This window comes from Clostridioides sp. GD02367 (assembly GCF_045900275.1).
Classification (GTDB): Bacteria; Bacillota; Clostridia; order Peptostreptococcales; family Peptostreptococcaceae; genus Clostridioides; species Clostridioides difficile_A.
In genome coordinates, this window is the sequence record NZ_JBJODK010000007.1 from 53,894 (window position 1) to 74,393 (window position 20,500).

Sequence of the window (20,500 nt, forward strand, 5' to 3'; positions counted from 1 at the left end):
TGTACCTACTATCTCTTAAGACTTATTATCTCTTGTAGGATTTCATCTGATGTTGATATTATTTTGCTGTTTGCTTGGAAAGACCTACTTGCTATTATCATTTCTGTGAATTCTTCTGCTATGTCTACATTTGAAGCTTCTATTGCTCCTTGTATTATTGTTCCTGTAGCTCCTGCTATTTGTGGGTCTCCTGAGTTTGCTGATGGCTTAAATAAGTTTCCTCCTTCAGCATCTAGTCCTGCTGGATTTTGGAATGCGTATGTTTGTACTTTTTGCATTGTTCCTTTTGTTATATCAGCTATAGGAGGAGTAGGTTGCTTACCAACTTCTGAATTTACAGGTATCTTATACACAAATTGTGTTCTCTGACCATCACTTAGTAGAAATTCTACAGTTCCATCTTTTGATATATTATACTCTAGTACATTTTGAACTGTTCCATCCTTAGGACTTATACTTTGAAGTGGTATTACAATTGGTTCATTACCTATTGGTGCTCCATCAGGTGTGAAGGTTCCTTTAGTAGCATCATATTTTCCATTCATAACTTGCCCCACTAGCATATATCCATCGCCATTTACAAGCCTTCCACCTTTAATTTCTTTTAAAGCACCATCAGCTGCTGTAAACCCTGTATCTAAATTAAAAGAACCATCTCTTGTATACATAACTGTGCCTTGCCTTGCTACTGGAAAATATCCATCTCCATCTATCATTAAATCTGATGGTCTATTAGTTGGCTGTACATTTCCTTGCGTCATATCTTTATTTATACTTGATATCTTACTACCTACACCTACTTGTCCTAAGTTTGTTCCCCCTAATGCAGCCGTTGGAGCACTTGCATATAATACAGTTTGATAAAATGAATCTGTTATTCTAGCAGAACTTTTCTTAAAAGCAGTAGTCCCTGCATTTGCTACATTGTTACCTATTACATCTAGCTTTGTTTGATTTGCTTTCATCCCACTTACACCTGAATACATTGCTTTTATCATGAATATACCTCTTTTCTAGTTTAATATTATACTTGTTCTGTAGAACTTTCTTCTTCACCTAATTCTGGAGAATTTTCTTCTTCATCTGAATTTGTATCTACTTCTCCTATTTTAAGTAATTTTTCATATTTAACATCTACAGTTTTATCACTGCCTTCTACTTTCAACTCTAAGTGTACCTCTCCATCCTTTATATATGTGGACTTTACTACACCTACAATATTTTCATCTTCTTTTTCTTCTCCAGATACCTCTACTTGTTTACCAATTAATGATGTTGCCATGCTTAATGCAGAATTTATTAGAGTAGAGTTGCTTAAAGCTAAAAGTACATCTAACTTATCATTCATAGCAGACATCTTTTCTAAAGTTGCAAACTGAGCTAATTGTGATACATACTCTGTTGGGTCTTGTGGATTCATTGGGTCTTGATTACCCATTTGTGCTACAAGTATTTTCATAAATAAATCTTTATCAGCATCGTCTCCCTGTCCTATAATTGGAGTTCCATTATCTGTTACTGTCTGATTTCCTTTACTTCTAACTTGTTTATTTGCAATATCATTAATATTTTTTTCAAGCTGGTTTAAGTTATTTGACCTATAGTTTCCTTGAGCACTTGCTAAAGCTGCTGCTACTCCGTACATACAATACTTCCCCCTTATTAAGCTAATAAATCTACTCTATCATCATCAATAATATTTTCTTTAATCTCATCTTCTATGATTACATTGTTATGTTTATTATTTGTGCCTTGTTTATTCATATTTTCTTGGTTATTTTGTCTATTCTGCTGTTCAAATGCTTTATCAAAAGTATCTGATGTATTTCTATTATCACTATGCATTTGCACGGATACATCTTTTATGTTTACATTTGTAAGTTCAAGATGTTGCTTTAAATCTGTGATATTTTTATTTATAGAGTCAAACACATCTTTATTAAAAACAGTCACAACAGCTTTCATACTCTCACTATCTTTTAGTAATTGTATATTCATGTCTCCCAACTCTTTTGGTCTTAATTTAATTGTTAGCTCTTGTATATCATTTGTTTTCATATGTTTAATAGCCTTAATCGAATCATCCATGACATTTGATTCTATATGTTTTAAATTAACATTGTCATTTTTAGTTTTGTTTATATCCATACTTTTATTTATTACTTGGCTAAAGTTTCCGCTCTTATTTCCATTAGCCCCTGCTAGTTTTTCTAAAATATCAGAACTCTCATCTCTTTGCTTATTTGAATTAAGCTTGTCCATTCTATTACTATTAAAATTGTATAAATCTACGCTTTTAGTATCTTCCTCTGTAGTTTTACTAATCACTTCAAAGTCTCCATTAGTATTATTGTCTAAAAGCTCTCTTAACTTCATAATATCTAAATTTTGCACATCATCAGATTTATTTGTATTATCCTTATTTAACTCTACATTTTGATTTACAATCTTATTCAACATATTTTTATTAAGTTTAAGTTCTTGCTTAAATTCATCTGATACATTTAACTTTTCTATATCATTTAGTATAGAGTTTATATCTTTGTCTTTCTTATCATTATTTTTTAATAGATTTATCAATTGTTGTAAAATCTCATTAATCTTACTGTAATCTTTTTCATATGTATTTTCTTCTTCTAAATGACTACTTTTATTTTCAAAATGACATTCATTATCACTCTTCTCTGATTTATCTGAGCTAACATTCTGATTACTTGTTTCTTTTCTATCTTTAATTGTTTTATTGTCTGTCGCCTTATATAAATTATCTTCAAACTTATTATTTTTTATATCTTTATCCTTAGATGAGCTTTTTTTATTCCCAATATCTTTAATAATATTATAAGAATCTGCTTGTATCTTCATACAATAATATCCTCACTTCCTACTATTCTTATAGAACTTGTCTATTTCTCAAGTAACTCATACTTGCAAATTCATCATTAGTTTTTTGTTCCTTCAGGTTTTCTTCTCTATAATACTGACCATACTTTTTTTCTTTAAGTTTTTCTAATGATTTTCTTTCTATTTGCTTGTCTATAAGCTGTTTTCTAGCTTTTTCAAGTTCGTTTGTTGACTTATCTAATTCTTCTGATAAATCCATTATAGAGTTATTTAGAGCTAACAAATAATTAATAGTTATCTTTTGATTTTGAATACTATCGTTATCTTTACTTATAGAATACTTATTATAATTACTTTCTAAGTTTTCCAAGTTATTCTCTATATCTATTTTTTTTTGTTGAATTTTAGCAAATTCCATTTTTATCTTTTCTTCATCTTTCATTTTTAAGTCTAAGACTTTCTGTAATCTAAACTTAAAGTTTTTATCCAACTTCATCACAACCTATTCAAATATTTTTTTAAATTGTTTATTCAAAGATTCTTTTCAGGTTACTTACAGTTTCATCAAAAGAACTCTTTTCATTTATTCCTTGTTTTAAAAAATTAATAATATGCTCATGATAGTAAATTGCCTCATCTATTTTTTTATTGGTACCTGAAGCATATGCACCTATATTTATCAAGTCTTCTGCTTCTCTATATTCAGATAGCATATCTCTTGCAAATGATGCTACTTTTATATCTTCTTTTGAAGCAATCTCATTCATAAGTCTACTTAAACTGTTCAAAACATCTATAGAAGGATAGTGATTCTTATTTGCCAAATCTCTAGATAAAACTATATGACCATCAAGTATCCCTCTTGTTGTATCTGCTATTGGCTCATTAAAATCATCTCCATCAACTAATACTGTATAAAATGCAGTGATAGAACCTTTATCTGATGTACCTGTTCTCTCCATAAGTTTTGGTAAAATAGCAAATACAGATGGTGTATACCCTTTTTGAGCTGGTGGCTCTCCTATTGCTATTCCTACTTCCCTTTGTGCCATAGCAAATCTAGTTACTGAGTCCATCATAAGTATTACTTTTTTTCCCTGGTCTCTAAAATACTCAGCTATTGCAGTAGCAGTAAGAGCACCTTTAAGTCTGACAAGAGGAGCTTTATCTGATGTCGCACATATAACAACAGATTTTTTCATCCCATCTTCTCCTAAATCTTTATCAATAAAATCTAGGACTTCTCTTCCTCTTTCTCCAACAAGGGCAATTACATTTACATCTGCTTTTGCATTTCTAGCAATCATACCTAGAGTTGTACTCTTACCTACTCCACTACCTGCAAATATTCCTATTCTCTGCCCTTCACCACAAGTAGTAAACGCATCTATTGCTCTTACACCAGTCTCCATTATATTTCGTATCTTTTTTCTCTTCATTGGGTCAGGAGGTTCATTATTCAAGTTATATCTATCTCCTAGAACGACTTCTGAATTATCTATAGGATTTCCAAGACCATCAAGTACTTTACCTAGTAAATTATCACTACACATAACACTTAGAGGTATACCCTTAGAAATAACTTTACAACCAGGTGATATTAATGTTAGCTCTCCTAATGCCATTAAAATTACTTCTTTGTCTTTAAAGCCTACTACTTCACAATTAACTGGTTTGTTGACTTGATTGTATATAACACATAACTCTCCAACAAAAGCTTTTATCCCTTCAACTTCTACAGTAAGCCCTATTATCTTCTTAACTCTGCCTTCTGATATAGTAAGCTCTAAATTTTCTATTTTCTTATTTATTTTGTCAAAATCTATAGATATATCAGTTCTATACATACTTTATTCACCAAGCAATTCTTCTTTTAGTTTTTCCATAGCACAATCAACACCAACTATTATTCTCCCATTTTCCTTTTGTATAATAGCATTTCCTTTATCTATACTGTCATCTGCAATAACAAATACACTTGATTTTAATGATGTCTCTTCTTTGAATAGTTCAAACTCTTTCTCTATATTATCCTTATAGAAAGAATTACATCTTACTATGAATGAACTACTTCCTTCGTAATCTTGAATAATTTGCTTTAACAAGTCACTCATAGACTCTTCATCTTCAAAATGCTTTTTTAAAACAGAGCTAGCCATATTGATAGCAAGTCTTATAATTTCTTTGTTTTTTTCCTTTATGTACTCAGTCATTTTCTCATTAGCTTGTAATAGAATTAAATCTGCCTGATTTCTTATAAAATCTGCTTCACCTTTAGCTTTTTGGATATATTCATCGTAGGATTCTCTATATCCATCCTCATATCCATTTTTTTGACCTTGGCTATATCCTTTTTCATAAGCTTGTTTTTCTATATTTTGTGCATTTGTTTTTGCTTCTTCTAATATTTCATTCTTTTTTATCTCAGCAGACTCTATAGCTTCTTTTATTACTTCATCCCTAAATCTACAATCATTCTCTTCGTTTATATTTGTTTCTCCCAGTCTAGCTTTGTCTATTATAGATAAATCTAGAATTCCTTTATATGATGCTTTTTCACTTTTAATAATTTTGTTATTCGACAAAGTCATCACCAAAATTCCTTACAATAGTTATAGCACCTTCTCTTTCAAGTTTTCTTACGCTATTTACTATTTTTTGCTGAGCACCTTCAACTTGTGCAACTTTTATTACACCAACCATCTCCATTTCTTCTTTAAGCGCTTCTGCTGCTCTAGAAGATTGATTTCTATATATAGCATCTGAAATTTCATCATCCACACCTTTTAAAGCATAAACTAAATCTTTCATAGTTACTTCTTTTAGTACTTTTTGTATGCTCATATCATCTAGTTTTACAATATCTTCAAATACAAATATATGAGATTTAATTTGGGCTGCTAAAGCTGGGTCTTTTTCTTCAACAGTATTCAAAATATTCTTTTCTGTTTTTCTATCAGAATTAAGTAATATTTGAACTAATGTAGCTATTCCACCATAATCTTTAAAATCATCACCACTTATTGAATGTAATTTATCTTCTAATGAACTTTCAATTACTTTTATAACTTCTGGAGATATTGAACCCATTGAACTTATTCTCATAGCTACCTCATTTTGTAAATCAAAATCTAAGTGAGCTAAAATTTCTGCGCCATCTTGTGGGTCCATATGTGCAAGTAAAATAGCTATAGTTTGTGCACTTTCATTTCTAAGTATTTCTAATATTTTCTTTGTATCCAATTTTATAATATGTTTAAAAGGCTTTGTACTTGTATCTATTGATATACCTTCAAGTAATTTATTTGCTTTAGAATTTCCCAAGGCATTACTTAGCAGTTCTCTTGCATATTCCAGCCCACCTTCTATAACATAATCTTTTGCTTTATTTATTTCTACAAACTCTTTTAATATTTCTCTTCTTTCTTTTGAAGCTATTGAAGAAATATTTGCAATTTCCAAACCTATTTTTTGAACCTGTTTATCTGGAAGGCTTTTTATTATATCACTAGACACAGTTGGTCCTAATGTCATTAAAAGCACAGCAGCTTTTTTTAAACCCTCACCTTCTACTTTCTCACTCTTCTCATTTTCACTTATATCACTTAAGTCAAATGCACTAACATTCGTAATTTCTGTGGACACATTCTATCCCCCTTACTCATTTAACCAAGTCTTTATTATTTCTGTTACTTGGTCTGGTTTTTCTTCTGCATACATTTTAACAGCTTCTTCTAATGTCAATTCTGGGTCATCCCCTAATAGAGGATTATCTTTCTTATCAACAGTACTAGAACTAGCACTATAAACTTCATCCTCATAATCCATATCTTCTTGTTCACTTCTCTTCTTATATATTAAGTATCCAATAGCACCTACTGCAATAACTGCCACTACTCCAATAACTGCCTTTATTATATTAGTTTTGAAGCCTTCTTTTTTAATCTCTTCCAGTTCTTGTTTAGCTTCAGCCTTTCCTTTAGGGTCAAAGACCATTGAAACAACACTAAGAGTATCTCCCCTTGCTCCATCCATGCCTATAGCATTATTAACTATATCTTCCACATCAGCTTGAACTCCTTTAGCTATTTTTCCGTCTATAGCGACAGAAGCTGTCAATCTTCTAAGTTCTCCTGGTGCAATTATAGTATGAGTTTCAATCTTACCTGTCTCATATTCAAAACTCTCATCCAAACTATCTTCTGTGTTAGTACCATTTTTATTTCCTTGATTATTCATATTAGCATCTACGCCTTGGACATTATTTGTAGCAGATTTAGATGAATTTTTTGACCTTGTTTCTTTTATTGCAACTTTATCAGGGTCAATCTTTATTTCAGTTTTTTCAGCTGTATCAAAACTTAAATCTGCATTTACTGTAGCTTTTACTTTTCCTGTACCAAATATTGGCTCTAGCATTTCCAAAATAGACTTTTCTAATTGTTTATTCAATGCTTGTTCAGATGCCTTATTTTTATCAACACTAATACCACCATTTATAGGTTGATTATTTTCATCAACTTCTTCATCATCTAAGATACCTTCTGATAATAGATTCATCTTATTATCAATAACTTGAACATTTTTCTCTGGTATATTTGTAACACTTCCTGATACAAGTGCCATAACAGATTTTATTTGATTTTTTTCTAAAGTTGTTCCTGGCTTTAACATTAAGTAAACTGCTGCACTTCCTGGAACTGCTTCTTTCTCAAACACTGATGACTCTCCAAATGTTATATGTACTCTAGTATCTTCCACTTGTGGAAAACTCTTGATTGTTTTTTCTATTTCACCTTGTATGATTCGTTGCTTCTTAATTTGAAACTCCTCATCAGTAAGTCCTATAGACGAACTATCATCCATTAATGCAAATCCTTTAGAACCACCTGTAAGACTTGGAGCTAGCTCCAGCCTCAACTTATCGACTTCTGTTCTAGGAACATAAATTGTACTTCCCTTTACCTTAGTATCTATCTTTCTAGACTCTAATTCTGCTGATATATCTGCAGCATCTTGAACATCTAGTTCTGAAAATAAGACTGCATACTTATTTTTACTTGCAGATATTGCTGTAAATACTAGCGCTAAACATATAGCAACAATCCCTATACCTAATGCTATCTTAGTTCCTTTTTTTAAAGAACCTATTTTTGTCCTAGATTTAGCAACTTGCTCCTTAATCTTATTTTTAAAACTGGCTATCATTGATTATTACTCCTGTTCAAAAGGCTAAATTTGTACTTTATTCATTTCTTGATATGCATCATGAATCTTGTTTCTAACTTCTATCAGATATTGCATAGATAGTTGTGCTTCTTGACCTTTTAACATAACTTCATGCATAGAAATATCTTCGCCTTTTATAAATTTTTCTTTCATATTATCCGCTGTCACTTGTTGAAAATTAACTTTGTCTATAGTATCTATTATTACATCTTCGAAATTCTTTTTTTCTTCTTTATTATTAAGGTTTAATGGTTTTGTTTCTCCAATCAAATTATCTAACTTTGCACCTTGCATTAAATTGTTGATTTGTGTAATTGGCATAATTTATCCCTACTTTCCTATTTCCAAAGCTTTCGATATCATAGATTTCTGAGCATTCAGTGTGTCTACGTTAGAATCATATGCTCTTGAAGCTGTTATTAAATCTGTCATTTCAACCAATATATTTACATTTGGATATTCTACATATCCATTTGGTTTCGCATCTGGATGAGATGGGTCATATACTTCTTTAAGAGGTGATTTGTCATCTTCAACAGATGTGACTTTTACTCCTAACATACCTAATTTATTATCATAGTTTTCTTCAAAGGAAACAATTTTTCTCCTATATGCTTCTCCATTTGGACCTCTTGTAGCATTTATATTAGCTACATTTGATGATATGATATCCATTTTCAAACTTTCTGCTGTTAATCCACTAGCAGATATCTCCATTCCACTGAACACACTCATCTTCTAGTTACCTCCCAGTTATTATTGATTTAGTCATTGCAATTTTGCCATTTGCAAAACCTATTAAAGCATTATATTGCAACGTTGTCATTGCTTGCTTTACTTTTTCTTCTTCTATATCCACATTATTGCCATCTACTCTTAAACCTTTTGAATTGTCTGTTTTTTCTTCTATTTTTGGCATGGCATCATTTAATGTTTCTTCAAAAGTTACATAATGTTTTTTGTAACCTTCAGTATTTATATTTGCTATATTATTTGCTATTGTTTGACTTCTTAGATTAGTTGCATCTAGTCCCATTTTTATAATGTCATATGTATTCATACTCACCCCTCCTCAAAATATATTTATTTGCTATATTTAATGATTAAAAAAATGAAGTTGCTATATTACAAAAAAAGGTAACTTTATGAAGAAAAAATTAAATACATATTAAAATTTTTTTTTATTTTCATTGGAGTTAATTGAACTTAAATTAGATTTCTTACTAAAATGATACATTATTATATTAATGTAATAGAATTGTAATAGATTTAAATGAACAAAGAAGTCATTTTTTGTAAAATAGCAACTTTTTCAGACAGTTTTTCTTTATTTTTTGTTATAATTGGTAAAATATGTTATTATATGTACTTTCTACTGTAATAAAGTAATTTTTCCATAATAAAATGACCGCCAAAAAAGCAGTCACTTCGACTAATCCTAAGTATACAAATATACTTAGGACTCTTTTTGGCAACTGGCTAGCATAGTTTGTATATACAAACCTTAGCCCCTATAGCTTTGCGTCACTAAATTTCTCTAGTTTTGCCTATTTAGTTTTAATTTAAGTATACAATAAATAACAATTTTTTTAAACATTTTTTACTTATATTTTTAATATTTCAATTAATATTCGATATTTATAGCTAAATATCTAGTATAAATTAAAAACTTGTTATTATAAAAAATAAAAACAGCTTAAAATACTTATTCTAAGCTGTTTTTATTTTTTATATAAATGTCTATAATGTAATCAAGTTAGATTCTTCTTTATCCCATTCAGGAGAGAATTTATTTCCTATTTGTATAAAAGAAGACCTTTTATTCCAATTAGCAAATGAAGATTGATAACATACCTTACATGAATCATTCATATTTATACTATTAATATTTCTTCTGCAGTCTTTATATTCCAAAGAATTCCACATTTCTTCAAAAGTTTTATATCTGTCAATATGAAACAACTTTATAGGTGTAGACATACATGAACGTACAAATCCATCTGAACCTAAGAAAAAGTCTCTCCATGTTGTAAAACAATCCTTATGTAGTTTTTCACATGCACTATCTTCACCTTGTATATGAGGTAACTTAAGAATAATATTTAACTCATCTGCTAAAACCTCTGCTTCTTCAAATACCTTTTTAACCTCATCTTGGCAATCATATAAACTCTCATCATGCATATTTTCATCAAACACAGTTAGATATACCACCTTAAGCTCTTGTAAACCTACCCTTTTAGCTAATTCAACCATTTTGGGTATCTCATACAAATTAGACTTCATTGCTGTAAAAACAAAATTCATATGTGGCCAATTTATCCCTCTTTTAATCTTCTCATCTGCTATATGTTTAATATTTTTTATTATATGATTAAAATCAGCCCCTGATCTTATATTGTCATTAATCTCTTTAGACGCCCCATCTAGACTTATAGCTATAATGTCAGTTTCTGTATTGAAGATATCATCAAATAGTTTATCCAATTTCATACCATTTGTACAAAAATATTTTCTAAGACCATTTTTCTTTGCCCAATATAAGAAATCAACGAAATTTGGATGTACTGTTGGTTCTCCCCATCCCATTAAAGTTACTTCCTCTACTTCATTTAATATATTCTCAAATTTTTCAGTCCATTTAAAATCAAAAACTGTTGCTTTGAACTCTGCTGAATTTCTTCCACACATAATACAATTTAAATTACAAGCATTCGTAAGTTCAAATACTAACCTTCTAGGTTTAGCTTCTAGATTGATAGCCTGATTATATGCCTCGCTTTCATTCAAATTGCTATTCTTTTTCTGTAACTCTGTTAAAGAGTTTGTTTGTTTTAAATCAATTGTTTTAGCTCTCAATATACTCATATTGATATACCTCTTATTTCTATGTATTTTACCATATCTTCCAAAAAGCTTTATTTTCTTTCCAAAGAGAATTAAGATTGTTCATATCTCTTTCATTATCCATACATGCCCACAGACCTTCATGCTTGTAAACTGCTATTTCTCCATTTTTAGCTAGATTTTCAAATAATCCATACTCCAAATCACACTCATCATTTTCTGTAAGATATTTTAATAGTTCTTTATTAAATACCATATATCCACCATTTATTAATCCCTTTGATGTTTGTGATTTTTCTTCAAATGATTTAAGTACATCTCCCTCTGCGATAAGTTCACCAAATCTAGCAGGAGGTCTTACTCCAGATATTGTAAGCAACTTTCCAACTTTATTATGAAAATGTATTAATTTATTTATATTTATATTTGCTAGCCCATCTCCATATGTTAATAAATTTATATCTTCTTCAAGATATCTCTCTATTTTCTTTAATCGTGCTCCTTTTTGAGATTCTATACCTGTATCAACTAATGTTACTTTCCATTCACTTTCATCATGATTATTATGAAATTCTATTGAATTACTTCCTATATTAATTGTAAAATCATTATTTCTACTATCATAATGTAAAAAATAATCTTTTATAACATTTGCTTTGTAGCCAAGACATATGATAAATTCTTTTACTCCATAATACGAATATATTTTCATTATATGCCATAATATCGGCTTCCCTCCTATTTCAACCATAGGTTTGGGAACTATACTAGTAATATCTCCAAGTCTACTACCATATCCTCCTGCTAAAATAACTACTTTCATATTAAAATGCCTCACTTAATTATAATATATAAAAATTTAAGAATAGAATTTTTTATTACAGATATATATCATAGATAAATAGAATTTCTCTAGGATAATGTTAAAACTTATATTTTTGTTCTCCATTTATTAGACTTACTTTAATCTTATGTTTATCTAATAAAGTCTTTATTTCATCCTCATAATTCCAATTCATTACTATAATCTTATCTATCTTTCTCATACATATATCTTTAAAAGAAACTATTTCATGTCCAGTTCCTGGTATAAATTTATGTTGCTTATTTTCATTTATATCAATAACACAATCAATAAATTTATGTTGTGGATCTATGTTATTCAAAAATGTAACTCCCTTAGCTCCCGCGCCCCATATTGCTACCTTACTTTTTTCTGATTCTAAGTAATGTTTCCATCTCTCCACCTGTATTCTTATATTTTCAGCATAATCAATAGCTATATTTAAAATATCATTTTTTATATTCTCGCCTCTTACCTTGCATATAGCATATAAGTATTGTCCTTCAAAGGTATAGTTTATCTCTAATATATCAAATCCACATTCCTGTAATAACAAATTTAGGGATTTTTTATTAAAATATGAACAATGCTCATAAAAAAAGTCATACAGTATATTATTTCTTAGTATCCACTCTACACATGGTGTTTCAATATAAACTATAGAGTTTGGAGAGTTTACTAGCGCTTTCTTGATTGATTTCATTATATCTTTAGGGTTTTGTATATGCTCTATGACATGTCTGATAAAAACACAATCTGCAGATATATATGTGCATGTATCATCATAATATTTTTTTTCAAACATTAAGTTCCCATCTAACATGACAGTTTCTCCTACATAACTTGGGTCAAATCCATAGCCTTTTCCTTTAGATATTTCTATAAAAGTTTTGAGAAATTCTCCTTTTCCACATCCAACTTCTATAGCTACTTTTTCACTTAAATTATATTCTTTAATTAGATATGATATTATTTCATTAATATGACTTTGAAATCTAAATGAATTATACTGTGTATTATCATAAAAATCATCATATTGTACTTTATTTGAATCAAAACTAGTATTAAAAATAAACTCACAATAACTACATAAACCTAGTATTAAATCACCTGTTATATCATTTATAGCAATGTCTCTATTGTCAAATATAAAATTTTGATGTATAGGAACATTTTTTCTACTAAGAAAAATATTAATATTTTCTGAACCACATATAGGACATCTCATAAAAATTTACCCCACTAAAATTTTGTATACTATCTAGATTATTATACTTATTTATGATTATCTTCCATATTCATTTAAAACCACATTATTTATTAATTAGATAACGTAATATATTCAGCAAATGTTGGAAGTTTATTATCTTTACTAGATATAATTGGATTAATTTTATTCCAATTTATATTCATAGAATCCCATTTTATTCCACCTTCATTATTTGGAGAATATGGAGATGATAATTTATAAATAACCATTGTATTCTCTTCTAGAACTTGATATCCATGAGCAAACCCATTTGGTATATATGCTATGTTTCTTTTTCTAGAATCTATATTAAAACAAACATGTTCACCATAAGTAGGAGAATCCTTTCTGATATCAACCGCCACATCTAGAATACTCCCTGAAACACAATAGATGATTTTGCTTTGTGCGAAAGGTTCTTTCTGAAAGTGTAAGCCTCTTATAGTTCCTTTCTTCGATGTTACAAATAAATCTTCATTGAAAAATTCCTCTATACCTAAGTTCTTAAAAGTTGGATAATGATATGGCTTTATTGTTATTCCTCTACTATCTTCAAATATATTTGGTATTATTTCAACACAATCCTTTAGTTTAGTCTTTATGATGTTATACATAATTAACCCTCCTAATAATCAGTTCTTTCTATCTCTAACATACATTTTATTCCTTCATACAAACCTATTATATCTTCATTTTCTAAAATATTTTCATTATTAATATGAACTTTCATTATCTCTCGTTTTCTATATGGTCTTTTTCCCCAATTTATATCTAATTTTTTGCCTACAACACACTGAAATATGTCCACAACTTCTTTCAATGAATATATTTCTTTTGGTAGTGCAAAAAAAGTTTTACATTCTTTGGGACTCATATTTTGTATTTTTTCCATTGCAATTAAGTATGCTTTTATAACATCTTCTATGTGAAGCAAACCCAATTCTTGCTCTCCACTAGACATATCTAATGTTTTGTTATTGAAGTATATATCCTTTAGTAAATTCATAATTTTAGGTCTTGGGTCAAAAGGCCCATATGTATCAATCAATTTTATTGTTATAATACTCATGTTTGTTGCCTCAGCATAATACTTACATATGTCTTGAAAGGCTTCTTTAGTTGCTGCATATAGATTTACAGGATTATAATTTTCACCATTATAATTTTGCCAGTGTGTCCCTGTATTTATAAAATATCTCACATTTGCCTTTGAAGCTACATCTAATACTTGAGTGGCAAATAGAATATTACTATTTATAATTTCATCTAATTGTGAAAGTAAGTGATCTCCTAAGAATAATGATGCTAAATGTATAACTATATCTGGATTTATACTATTTATAATTTCAGATAAATTAGATATCTCTCCATTAAATCTATATATATTTATATAATCTTTAAATTCATTTATTAAATTTAGATTAGAATCTGCTCTTACTATAACATGGACATCATATCCTAATTTATATAGTTTTTTTGCTAGACAAGATCCAATATATCCACTACCACCTGTCAAAAAAATTTTGTTCAATCCATTAATCATAACTAACTATATCCTTTTTCAAATTTATTAATATCAATAATAAGTTAAATAAGTATAAATTTTCATCTAATATTATATTATTTAGATACCTTTTTTATCTTCAATATATATTCGCTAATATATAGTCTCTCTCTTTGTTCTGCTGAGATATTACTGTCATCTAGTAATTCTTTAACTTTTTCTTCTATATCATTATTAAAATTATACGAGTTAAAGTTTATGCTTTCTATATACAGACCACAATTATTTAGCTCATTATTAAATATCTCTATATTAACATTTTTCGAATCCTCATTCCATGAGTTAGAAATAACATTTTTTATTCTTAAAAATTCAGTTATATCAGAATTATTTTTTAACTTCAGTATAATCTTCCCTTCGTCATTTAATACTTCATATAGGTTATTAAGCAAGTCATACATATCTTTATATGAGTTTAATATTTTTCCGACTACAATATAATCAAAATTCTTACTTCTATAATGTTTATGAAAATATTCTATGCGGTCAACAACCACATTTTCACATATAGTTTTTAAGTCTAACCAATATTTCGCCTCTTCTGAAAAAGCTGCCAGATTTACATTAGAAGCTCCTTTTTCCAATAATTTATTCTTTATTTGCAATATAGTTACACCACAGCTTGTGTCAATCCCTAAAACACTATATTCTCTATTAAATATTGTATCTGCTTTAACCATTGAAACCATTGTATAATCAAAACTAATAGCATCCACTATATCAATGTGATACTTCTCCTTAAAAAACTTTGGACCTTTTATTCTAGAGATACTATCAAAATTACTACCCTTATCTACTTTTTCCCCAATATTACATACAAATGTATCTGTGCAAGCAATTACTTTATAACCACCTCTTCTTGCTCTAAATGAAATATCAACATCTGATGTGTGGTGTACATATCCATAATCATATATACCAATAACATCTATACATTCTCTTTTGAATAATGTTGCTACTGTATATAAATCAAATATTTCATACCATTTTCTAGGATTAGAAATATTATATAACTCTGCTTTACTTTGCATATCATCCAGATCTTTATACTCTACTTCCATTTTATATTCTAAAGGCGCATGATTACAAGCAGGATGAACTATTCCTATTTTAGAATCAGATTCTGCACATTTTATCATATTTGAAAGCCAATTTGTTGTTACAACTACATCATTACATACAAAAACAATATATCTTCCACTCATTTCTCTAAATGCTGTTGAGAAAGAATATCCAACTCCAAAATTCTTAATGACCTTAATTATTTTTTTTCTAGAATAATTTATTGACTTAAAATATTCATATGTACCATCACTAGAGCCATTATCAAACAATATTAGTTCATAATCTATGTCATTAGTATATTTCAAAATACTTTCAACACATCTTTTAGTATATTTTTCTAGATTATTATATCCCAATACCCATATACTTACTAATGGGTTATCTCCTTCCTTTAATTTATTTATATTTTCTCTAACTTCATACATATTATCAAAATCTTCTAATTTCTTTGGCAGTTTTTTATGAAAATTATTATCCAAGATTACTTTTCCATATTTATCTTCAATAAATATATTATCTTTCTTATAGATTTCTTCAAATTCTATATTTATGGAATTATATACTTCAGTTATTAAATCTTTTATATGTAACTTTTCATCTCTATCAATAATATCCAAAAGATGATTGTACTCATCAATTGATTTATCCCAATCGTGATTTTTATAGTATGCATGTGCTAAATTATAATATATATCTATATTATCTTCTTTTAGCATTGATTTTGCATATTCTAATAAATTTATAGCTATATCATATTCATTCATTTGCATAGCTAGTATAGACTTCATATTAATAAATTCTATATTGTTACAAAATCTGTCGTTATAATAATATAGCGAATCTAATGCTTCTTCCAGTGAATTATTTTTTATTAATTCCTCTATACGACTTAGTACATCTACATCACTCTTAAAATATTTTATCAATGTATCTCTAATATCAATCATAAAATTTTTCATATTTATTCTTGATTTATTTATAATATTTATTGTTAATTCATTTTCTTCATACTCATATGTAAAATTATTAATTTTATCTTTCAAAGTACTATTATAATCATAAATTTGAAGACTTCGATCAAATATAGATACAATTCTCGCTTTTTTTATTTCTAATTCTGAAATTAGTCGTTTTGATAACTCCCTTAAATGTTCTTCTTCTATTATAAAAAAAATATCTGCAAACCCAATAATATTTATTATGTTTTTATATTCTGCAATTAAATCAACTTTGTTATTTAATAAATAATACTCATCTTCTGAAAATTCTTCTTTAAAACTCGAACTCTTATTATCGCAAACTTGTAAAATACGAATATTGTTACCACTTGTTTTTAAATCTCTATTAATTTGTTTTACAATATCATTAAAAATATCATTTTTAGATAATTCTCCTATTACTATATCTACAACCATATGGTTTAATTCTCCTAACATTATAATTTAATCAAATATTTTTATTCTATCTTCTAAATTAAAGGTATATTTATAGAAGTTCTATTTAAAGTAATGTCTCCAAGGAATGATAAAGTAGTAATCTATACCAATTGTAAAGTATGTTTTTATCTTCCTTTATCATATGCTCATATTTATTAGTCATTATTACAAATGCCTGTATGGCTTTTTGAGGTTGTTTTGAAATGCTATCACTTTGGACATATGTTTTAACTAGAACTTTATCCACAAATGACACTTTGTAATTTATAGCCATCCTTATTATTAAATCCCAATCTTGAAATCTAGGTAAATGTTCATCAAATTTTTGTTTTTCAAAACACTCTCTTCTTCCAAACATAGTAGATGTACCAATAAAATTACCACACATAAGTTCATATAATATTATTTCTTTATTTATATTTCTTCCAGGAAATACACCTGATAATTCATTATTATCAATATAAGAAGAACATCCTATTATATCCACACCTATATTTTCTAGATACTTAATTTGTGTTTCAAGCTTATCTGGCATCCATTCATCATCACTATCCTGAAATGCAATATATTCGCCCATACTATTTAAAATACCTGTGTTCCTAGCTACATTGGCACCTAAATTTTCATTATGTTTTATGTATCTTATCCTTTTATCATCTATATATTCTATTATTTTTTGTGTATTGTCAGAAGAATTATCATCGACTATAATCACTTCTATATTTTTATATGTCTGATTCAAAACACTATTTACAGAACGATAAATTGTTTGTTCTCTATTATAGGTTGGTATTATCACTGAAATTAATGAGTTATAATCCTGTTCACCTTTAACAAAAATATCATCATAATTATTATTTTTTTCTAATAATAAGTTTATTTTATTTATTAATTTATCCTTTTCTCTATTACTTGAAATATGTATTATTTTTCCATATATTTTTATAGCATCATCAATTCTATTAACTTGTTCATATGCATAGGCTAAGTTATAGTATATATCTAAACTTATTTCATCAGAGATGTGTAATGAATATTCTAAATTGCTTATTGCTATATCGTAATCTTTCATATTAATAGCTAAAATTGATTTTAAATTTATAAATTCTACATCATTTTTAAATCTATCATCATAATATTGAACAATTTCAAGTGCATATTCTATATTATCCTCATGTAATAAGTTTTTTATTTTCTTAATTATCACATCTTTTTTATCAGAGAATTTTAAAACAATACTTTCAAACCTATCAACAACATTTTTTACTTTAAACTTATTAACTGAATTTATACATACATTCTTTGAAGGTATCTTTATTCTTCCTTGTTGTAAGTCATTCAATATACTATATAGTTCGCTATAATTATTTTTATCAAACAACCATCCATTAATTCCATTTTTAATTATATCTTTTGGACCATCACATTTACTAGAAATTACAGGGATGCCTCTTCCCAATGCCTCTACTAAAACTAAACCAAACCCTTCTTCATCTGATGTTAAAACCAAAGCTGTCACTGATTCTATATAATCCCAGGGCTTATCTAGCCATCCATACCATTCTATGCAATCATCTATATTTAAATCTTTAGATAAGTTTTTTAATTTCTTTTCATCTGGACCATTTCCTATGATTCTCATCATCCATGGCTTATCTAACAATGAGAGAGCTTTAAACAATATATCTATTCTTTTTTGATTATTTTCAAGCCTGCCTATATACACTAATTCTAATTTTTCTTTATTTGAACTAATTATATCAAAAGAATCTATATCAACAGGATTTCCTACATAATATACTTGACCTTTAACATAAGACTTTATTTTTTCTTCTATGTGTTCAGAAATTGCCAAATGAGCATTACTATAATTAAGATTTTCTCCTCCACCATAATATTCTGGTGCACCATGAATCCAAGATATAATAGATGGTTTGCTATCTCCTAAATGCATTACTGCTATATTGCTTATTAAGCTTAATATTGGAGCATGAGTTGCAATTATAATATCAGGGATTCCAATAGTATCAATTATACGTCTATATCCTAATGCTAAACTAAATTCATCATCCTCTTCTATATTACTATTGATACCATAAATATACATTTCTGGTATAGTATTTTTCCATTCTATATATTTGGGTTCATAAGCTTGAAACACTCTCACTCTATACCCCTTATTTATTAACTCATTGCTGATAGATGTTATAACCTCTTCCAATCCACCTCTACCATTCGCATAAGCTAAAACTATATCTATAATCATATTTCAGTACTCCTTATCAAGTTAATTATAAGTCAAATGTTTCTTCCATTTTATCCAAAATAATATTTGTAGAATAGCAATGAACTGATTGTCTAGCATTCTTTTGCATTTCACATAATTCATAATAGGATAAATTTAATAATTGTGTAATTTCTTCATAAAATGACTCTGAATTACACACCTTTGCTAAATATCCATTGTATCCATATTTTATAATTTCCTCTATTCCCCCACATTCAGTGGCCACAACTGGTATACCTCTACTTAATGCTTCTAAAATAACCATCGGAAATGCCTCATGTTCTGAACTAAGTAATAATGCTTTTTTATAATTTATATGTTTCCATGGATTTCTTACATATCCTTTCATCTTAACTTTATCATTAAGGTCTAATTCATTTATTATACATTCTATATATTTTTTATCTGGTCCATCTCCATAAATATCTAAAGTCCATTCAGTATCTAATTTAGAAAGAGAGGTAAATAGTATATCAAATCTCTTTGTATAATTTTCTAACCTTCCAATATAAACAAAATTATTTTCAAGTGATATATCAAGCATATCTACATTTATATCTATAGGATTTGGAATAGAATAAATATATTTCTTATTAATTAATCTCTCTAGTTCATATGTTAAGTTAGTAGAAATAGACCAATGTATATCTGCATGCTTTAAATACTTAGATGAATTTCCGAATAATTCCAAGGAGCTATGCATCCAAGAAATTACTTTTACATCTTCATACCCAACAACCAATCTAGAATATAAAACAGTTATTGGCATGTGAGTTCCTATTATTATATCTGGCTTACCTAAATCTATTAAAATTCTGTTTATTCCTTTTACTTTTGATAATATTGAATCAAGATCATTTCTATTCTTACAGTCTTCATAATTATTATAATAATAGACATTATGTAGATTAAGTTCCCATATATCATCATCACTTCTATTTGGTAGCAAAACTACTACAATATATCCCCTTTTCTCTAATTCATTCACAACTTTAGTTACTACTGTCTCGACTCCTCCTTGGCCACTCAAGTGTTCAAGAACAAAAAATATTTTTTTTATCTTAGACAAACTATACATATTTCCTCCAAATACACTAAAATATATACTTTAGTTTTTGCATATATTAATTTATAA

19 protein-coding genes and 1 riboswitch are annotated in these 20,500 nt (G+C 28.1%); all 19 genes read right to left on the reverse strand.

All coding sequences use genetic code 11. The annotated features are described in order from the left end of the window. Positions 1–8: 8 nt before the first annotated feature. Entirely contained in the window at positions 9–998 is a 990-nt protein-coding gene (locus Q3223_RS11210; RefSeq protein WP_243193861.1) for a flagellar hook-basal body complex protein, read from the reverse strand. A gap of 26 nt (positions 999–1,024) precedes the next feature. Beyond that, a complete protein-coding gene (locus tag Q3223_RS11215) occupies positions 1,025–1,645 on the reverse strand; it encodes a flagellar hook capping FlgD N-terminal domain-containing protein (protein WP_243193860.1) in 621 nt (206 codons plus the stop codon). 17 nt (positions 1,646–1,662) lie between these two features. Further along, complete coding sequence (locus Q3223_RS11220; RefSeq protein ID WP_407811992.1) at positions 1,663–2,865, reverse strand: flagellar hook-length control protein FliK; 1,203 nt, start codon at positions 2,863–2,865, stop codon at positions 1,663–1,665. 28 nt (positions 2,866–2,893) lie between these two features. Beyond that, positions 2,894–3,340, reverse strand: a complete 447-nt coding sequence (gene fliJ / locus Q3223_RS11225) for a flagellar export protein FliJ (RefSeq protein ID WP_054275660.1) — start codon at positions 3,338–3,340, stop codon at positions 2,894–2,896. Between the two features lie 31 nt (positions 3,341–3,371). Next, the gene (gene fliI, locus Q3223_RS11230) at positions 3,372–4,691 is read right to left on the reverse strand and encodes a flagellar protein export ATPase FliI (protein WP_407811993.1); all 1,320 of its coding nucleotides are present in this window, start codon (positions 4,689–4,691) and stop codon (positions 3,372–3,374) included. 3 nt (positions 4,692–4,694) lie between these two features. Then, positions 4,695–5,435 (reverse strand): FliH/SctL family protein, encoded by a 741-nt coding sequence (locus Q3223_RS11235; RefSeq protein WP_407811994.1) that lies wholly within the window; start codon positions 5,433–5,435, stop codon positions 4,695–4,697. Beyond that, on the reverse strand, positions 5,419–6,489 hold the full coding sequence (gene fliG / locus Q3223_RS11240) for a flagellar motor switch protein FliG (protein ID WP_407811995.1): 1,071 nt from the start codon (positions 6,487–6,489) through the stop codon (positions 5,419–5,421). The genes Q3223_RS11235 and fliG overlap by 17 nt, the downstream gene beginning before the upstream one ends. Before the next feature lie 12 nt (positions 6,490–6,501). Then, positions 6,502–8,052, reverse strand: coding sequence for a flagellar basal-body MS-ring/collar protein FliF (fliF, locus tag Q3223_RS11245; protein WP_407811996.1), 1,551 nt, complete (start codon positions 8,050–8,052; stop codon positions 6,502–6,504). A gap of 24 nt (positions 8,053–8,076) precedes the next feature. Beyond that, on the reverse strand, positions 8,077–8,394 hold the full coding sequence (fliE, locus tag Q3223_RS11250) for a flagellar hook-basal body complex protein FliE (RefSeq protein ID WP_407811997.1): 318 nt from the start codon (positions 8,392–8,394) through the stop codon (positions 8,077–8,079). Positions 8,395–8,403: 9 nt separating this feature from the next. Further along, positions 8,404–8,808 carry a flagellar basal body rod protein FlgC gene (gene flgC / locus Q3223_RS11255; RefSeq protein WP_054268806.1) on the reverse strand — a complete coding sequence of 135 codons (405 nt, stop codon included), beginning with the start codon at positions 8,806–8,808 and terminating at the stop codon, positions 8,404–8,406. 7 nt (positions 8,809–8,815) lie between these two features. Continuing rightward, positions 8,816–9,133 (reverse strand): flagellar basal body rod protein FlgB, encoded by a 318-nt coding sequence (gene flgB, locus Q3223_RS11260; RefSeq protein WP_054268805.1) that lies wholly within the window; start codon positions 9,131–9,133, stop codon positions 8,816–8,818. A gap of 407 nt (positions 9,134–9,540) precedes the next feature. After that, positions 9,541–9,631: riboswitch (cyclic di-GMP riboswitch) on the reverse strand. A gap of 182 nt (positions 9,632–9,813) precedes the next feature. After that, positions 9,814–10,941, reverse strand: coding sequence for a radical SAM protein (locus Q3223_RS11265; RefSeq protein WP_284181549.1), 1,128 nt, complete (start codon positions 10,939–10,941; stop codon positions 9,814–9,816). Positions 10,942–10,969: 28 nt separating this feature from the next. Then, positions 10,970–11,743 carry a glucose-1-phosphate cytidylyltransferase gene (gene rfbF, locus Q3223_RS11270; RefSeq protein WP_407811998.1) on the reverse strand — a complete coding sequence of 258 codons (774 nt, stop codon included), beginning with the start codon at positions 11,741–11,743 and terminating at the stop codon, positions 10,970–10,972. A 100-nt stretch (positions 11,744–11,843) separates the two neighbouring features. Next, positions 11,844–12,992, reverse strand: coding sequence for a class I SAM-dependent methyltransferase (locus tag Q3223_RS11275; RefSeq protein ID WP_407811999.1), 1,149 nt, complete (start codon positions 12,990–12,992; stop codon positions 11,844–11,846). A 92-nt stretch (positions 12,993–13,084) separates the two neighbouring features. After that, on the reverse strand, positions 13,085–13,627 hold the full coding sequence (gene rfbC / locus Q3223_RS11280; RefSeq protein WP_407812000.1) for a dTDP-4-dehydrorhamnose 3,5-epimerase: 543 nt from the start codon (positions 13,625–13,627) through the stop codon (positions 13,085–13,087). Positions 13,628–13,638: 11 nt separating this feature from the next. Next, positions 13,639–14,556: an NAD-dependent epimerase/dehydratase family protein gene (locus tag Q3223_RS11285; protein ID WP_407812001.1), complete on the reverse strand. Its 918-nt coding sequence runs from the start codon at positions 14,554–14,556 to the stop codon at positions 13,639–13,641. A gap of 77 nt (positions 14,557–14,633) precedes the next feature. Then, entirely contained in the window at positions 14,634–17,057 is a 2,424-nt protein-coding gene (locus Q3223_RS11290; RefSeq protein ID WP_407812002.1) for a glycosyltransferase, read from the reverse strand. A gap of 85 nt (positions 17,058–17,142) precedes the next feature. Beyond that, on the reverse strand, positions 17,143–19,344 hold the full coding sequence (locus Q3223_RS11295; protein WP_407812003.1) for a glycosyltransferase: 2,202 nt from the start codon (positions 19,342–19,344) through the stop codon (positions 17,143–17,145). A gap of 25 nt (positions 19,345–19,369) precedes the next feature. After that, positions 19,370–20,443 carry a glycosyltransferase gene (locus tag Q3223_RS11300; RefSeq protein ID WP_407812004.1) on the reverse strand — a complete coding sequence of 358 codons (1,074 nt, stop codon included), beginning with the start codon at positions 20,441–20,443 and terminating at the stop codon, positions 19,370–19,372. Positions 20,444–20,500 lie beyond the last annotated feature (57 nt).

Bases quoted from the DNA above. Each gene is read 5' to 3' on its own strand.
- Q3223_RS11210 (WP_243193861.1), bottom strand. From the start codon at position 998: ATGATAAAAGCAATGTATTCAGGTGTAAGTGGGATGAAAGCAAATCAA.
- Q3223_RS11215 (WP_243193860.1), bottom strand. From the start codon at position 1,645: ATGTACGGAGTAGCAGCAGCTTTAGCAAGTGCTCAAGGAAACTATAGG.
- Q3223_RS11220 (WP_407811992.1), bottom strand. From the start codon at position 2,865: ATGAAGATACAAGCAGATTCTTATAATATTATTAAAGATATTGGGAAT.
- fliJ (WP_054275660.1), bottom strand. From the start codon at position 3,340: ATGAAGTTGGATAAAAACTTTAAGTTTAGATTACAGAAAGTCTTAGAC.
- fliI (WP_407811993.1), bottom strand. From the start codon at position 4,691: ATGTATAGAACTGATATATCTATAGATTTTGACAAAATAAATAAGAAA.
- Q3223_RS11235 (WP_407811994.1), bottom strand. From the start codon at position 5,435: ATGACTTTGTCGAATAACAAAATTATTAAAAGTGAAAAAGCATCATAT.
- fliF (WP_407811996.1), bottom strand. From the start codon at position 8,052: ATGATAGCCAGTTTTAAAAATAAGATTAAGGAGCAAGTTGCTAAATCT.
- fliE (WP_407811997.1), bottom strand. From the start codon at position 8,394: ATGCCAATTACACAAATCAACAATTTAATGCAAGGTGCAAAGTTAGAT.
- flgC (WP_054268806.1), bottom strand. From the start codon at position 8,808: ATGAGTGTGTTCAGTGGAATGGAGATATCTGCTAGTGGATTAACAGCA.
- flgB (WP_054268805.1), bottom strand. From the start codon at position 9,133: ATGAATACATATGACATTATAAAAATGGGACTAGATGCAACTAATCTA.
- Q3223_RS11265 (WP_284181549.1), bottom strand. From the start codon at position 10,941: ATGAGTATATTGAGAGCTAAAACAATTGATTTAAAACAAACAAACTCT.
- rfbF (WP_407811998.1), bottom strand. From the start codon at position 11,743: ATGAAAGTAGTTATTTTAGCAGGAGGATATGGTAGTAGACTTGGAGAT.
- Q3223_RS11275 (WP_407811999.1), bottom strand. From the start codon at position 12,992: ATGAGATGTCCTATATGTGGTTCAGAAAATATTAATATTTTTCTTAGT.
- rfbC (WP_407812000.1), bottom strand. From the start codon at position 13,627: ATGTATAACATCATAAAGACTAAACTAAAGGATTGTGTTGAAATAATA.
- Q3223_RS11285 (WP_407812001.1), bottom strand. From the start codon at position 14,556: ATGATTAATGGATTGAACAAAATTTTTTTGACAGGTGGTAGTGGATAT.
- Q3223_RS11290 (WP_407812002.1), bottom strand. From the start codon at position 17,057: ATGGTTGTAGATATAGTAATAGGAGAATTATCTAAAAATGATATTTTT.
- Q3223_RS11295 (WP_407812003.1), bottom strand. From the start codon at position 19,344: ATGATTATAGATATAGTTTTAGCTTATGCGAATGGTAGAGGTGGATTG.
- Q3223_RS11300 (WP_407812004.1), bottom strand. From the start codon at position 20,443: ATGTATAGTTTGTCTAAGATAAAAAAAATATTTTTTGTTCTTGAACAC.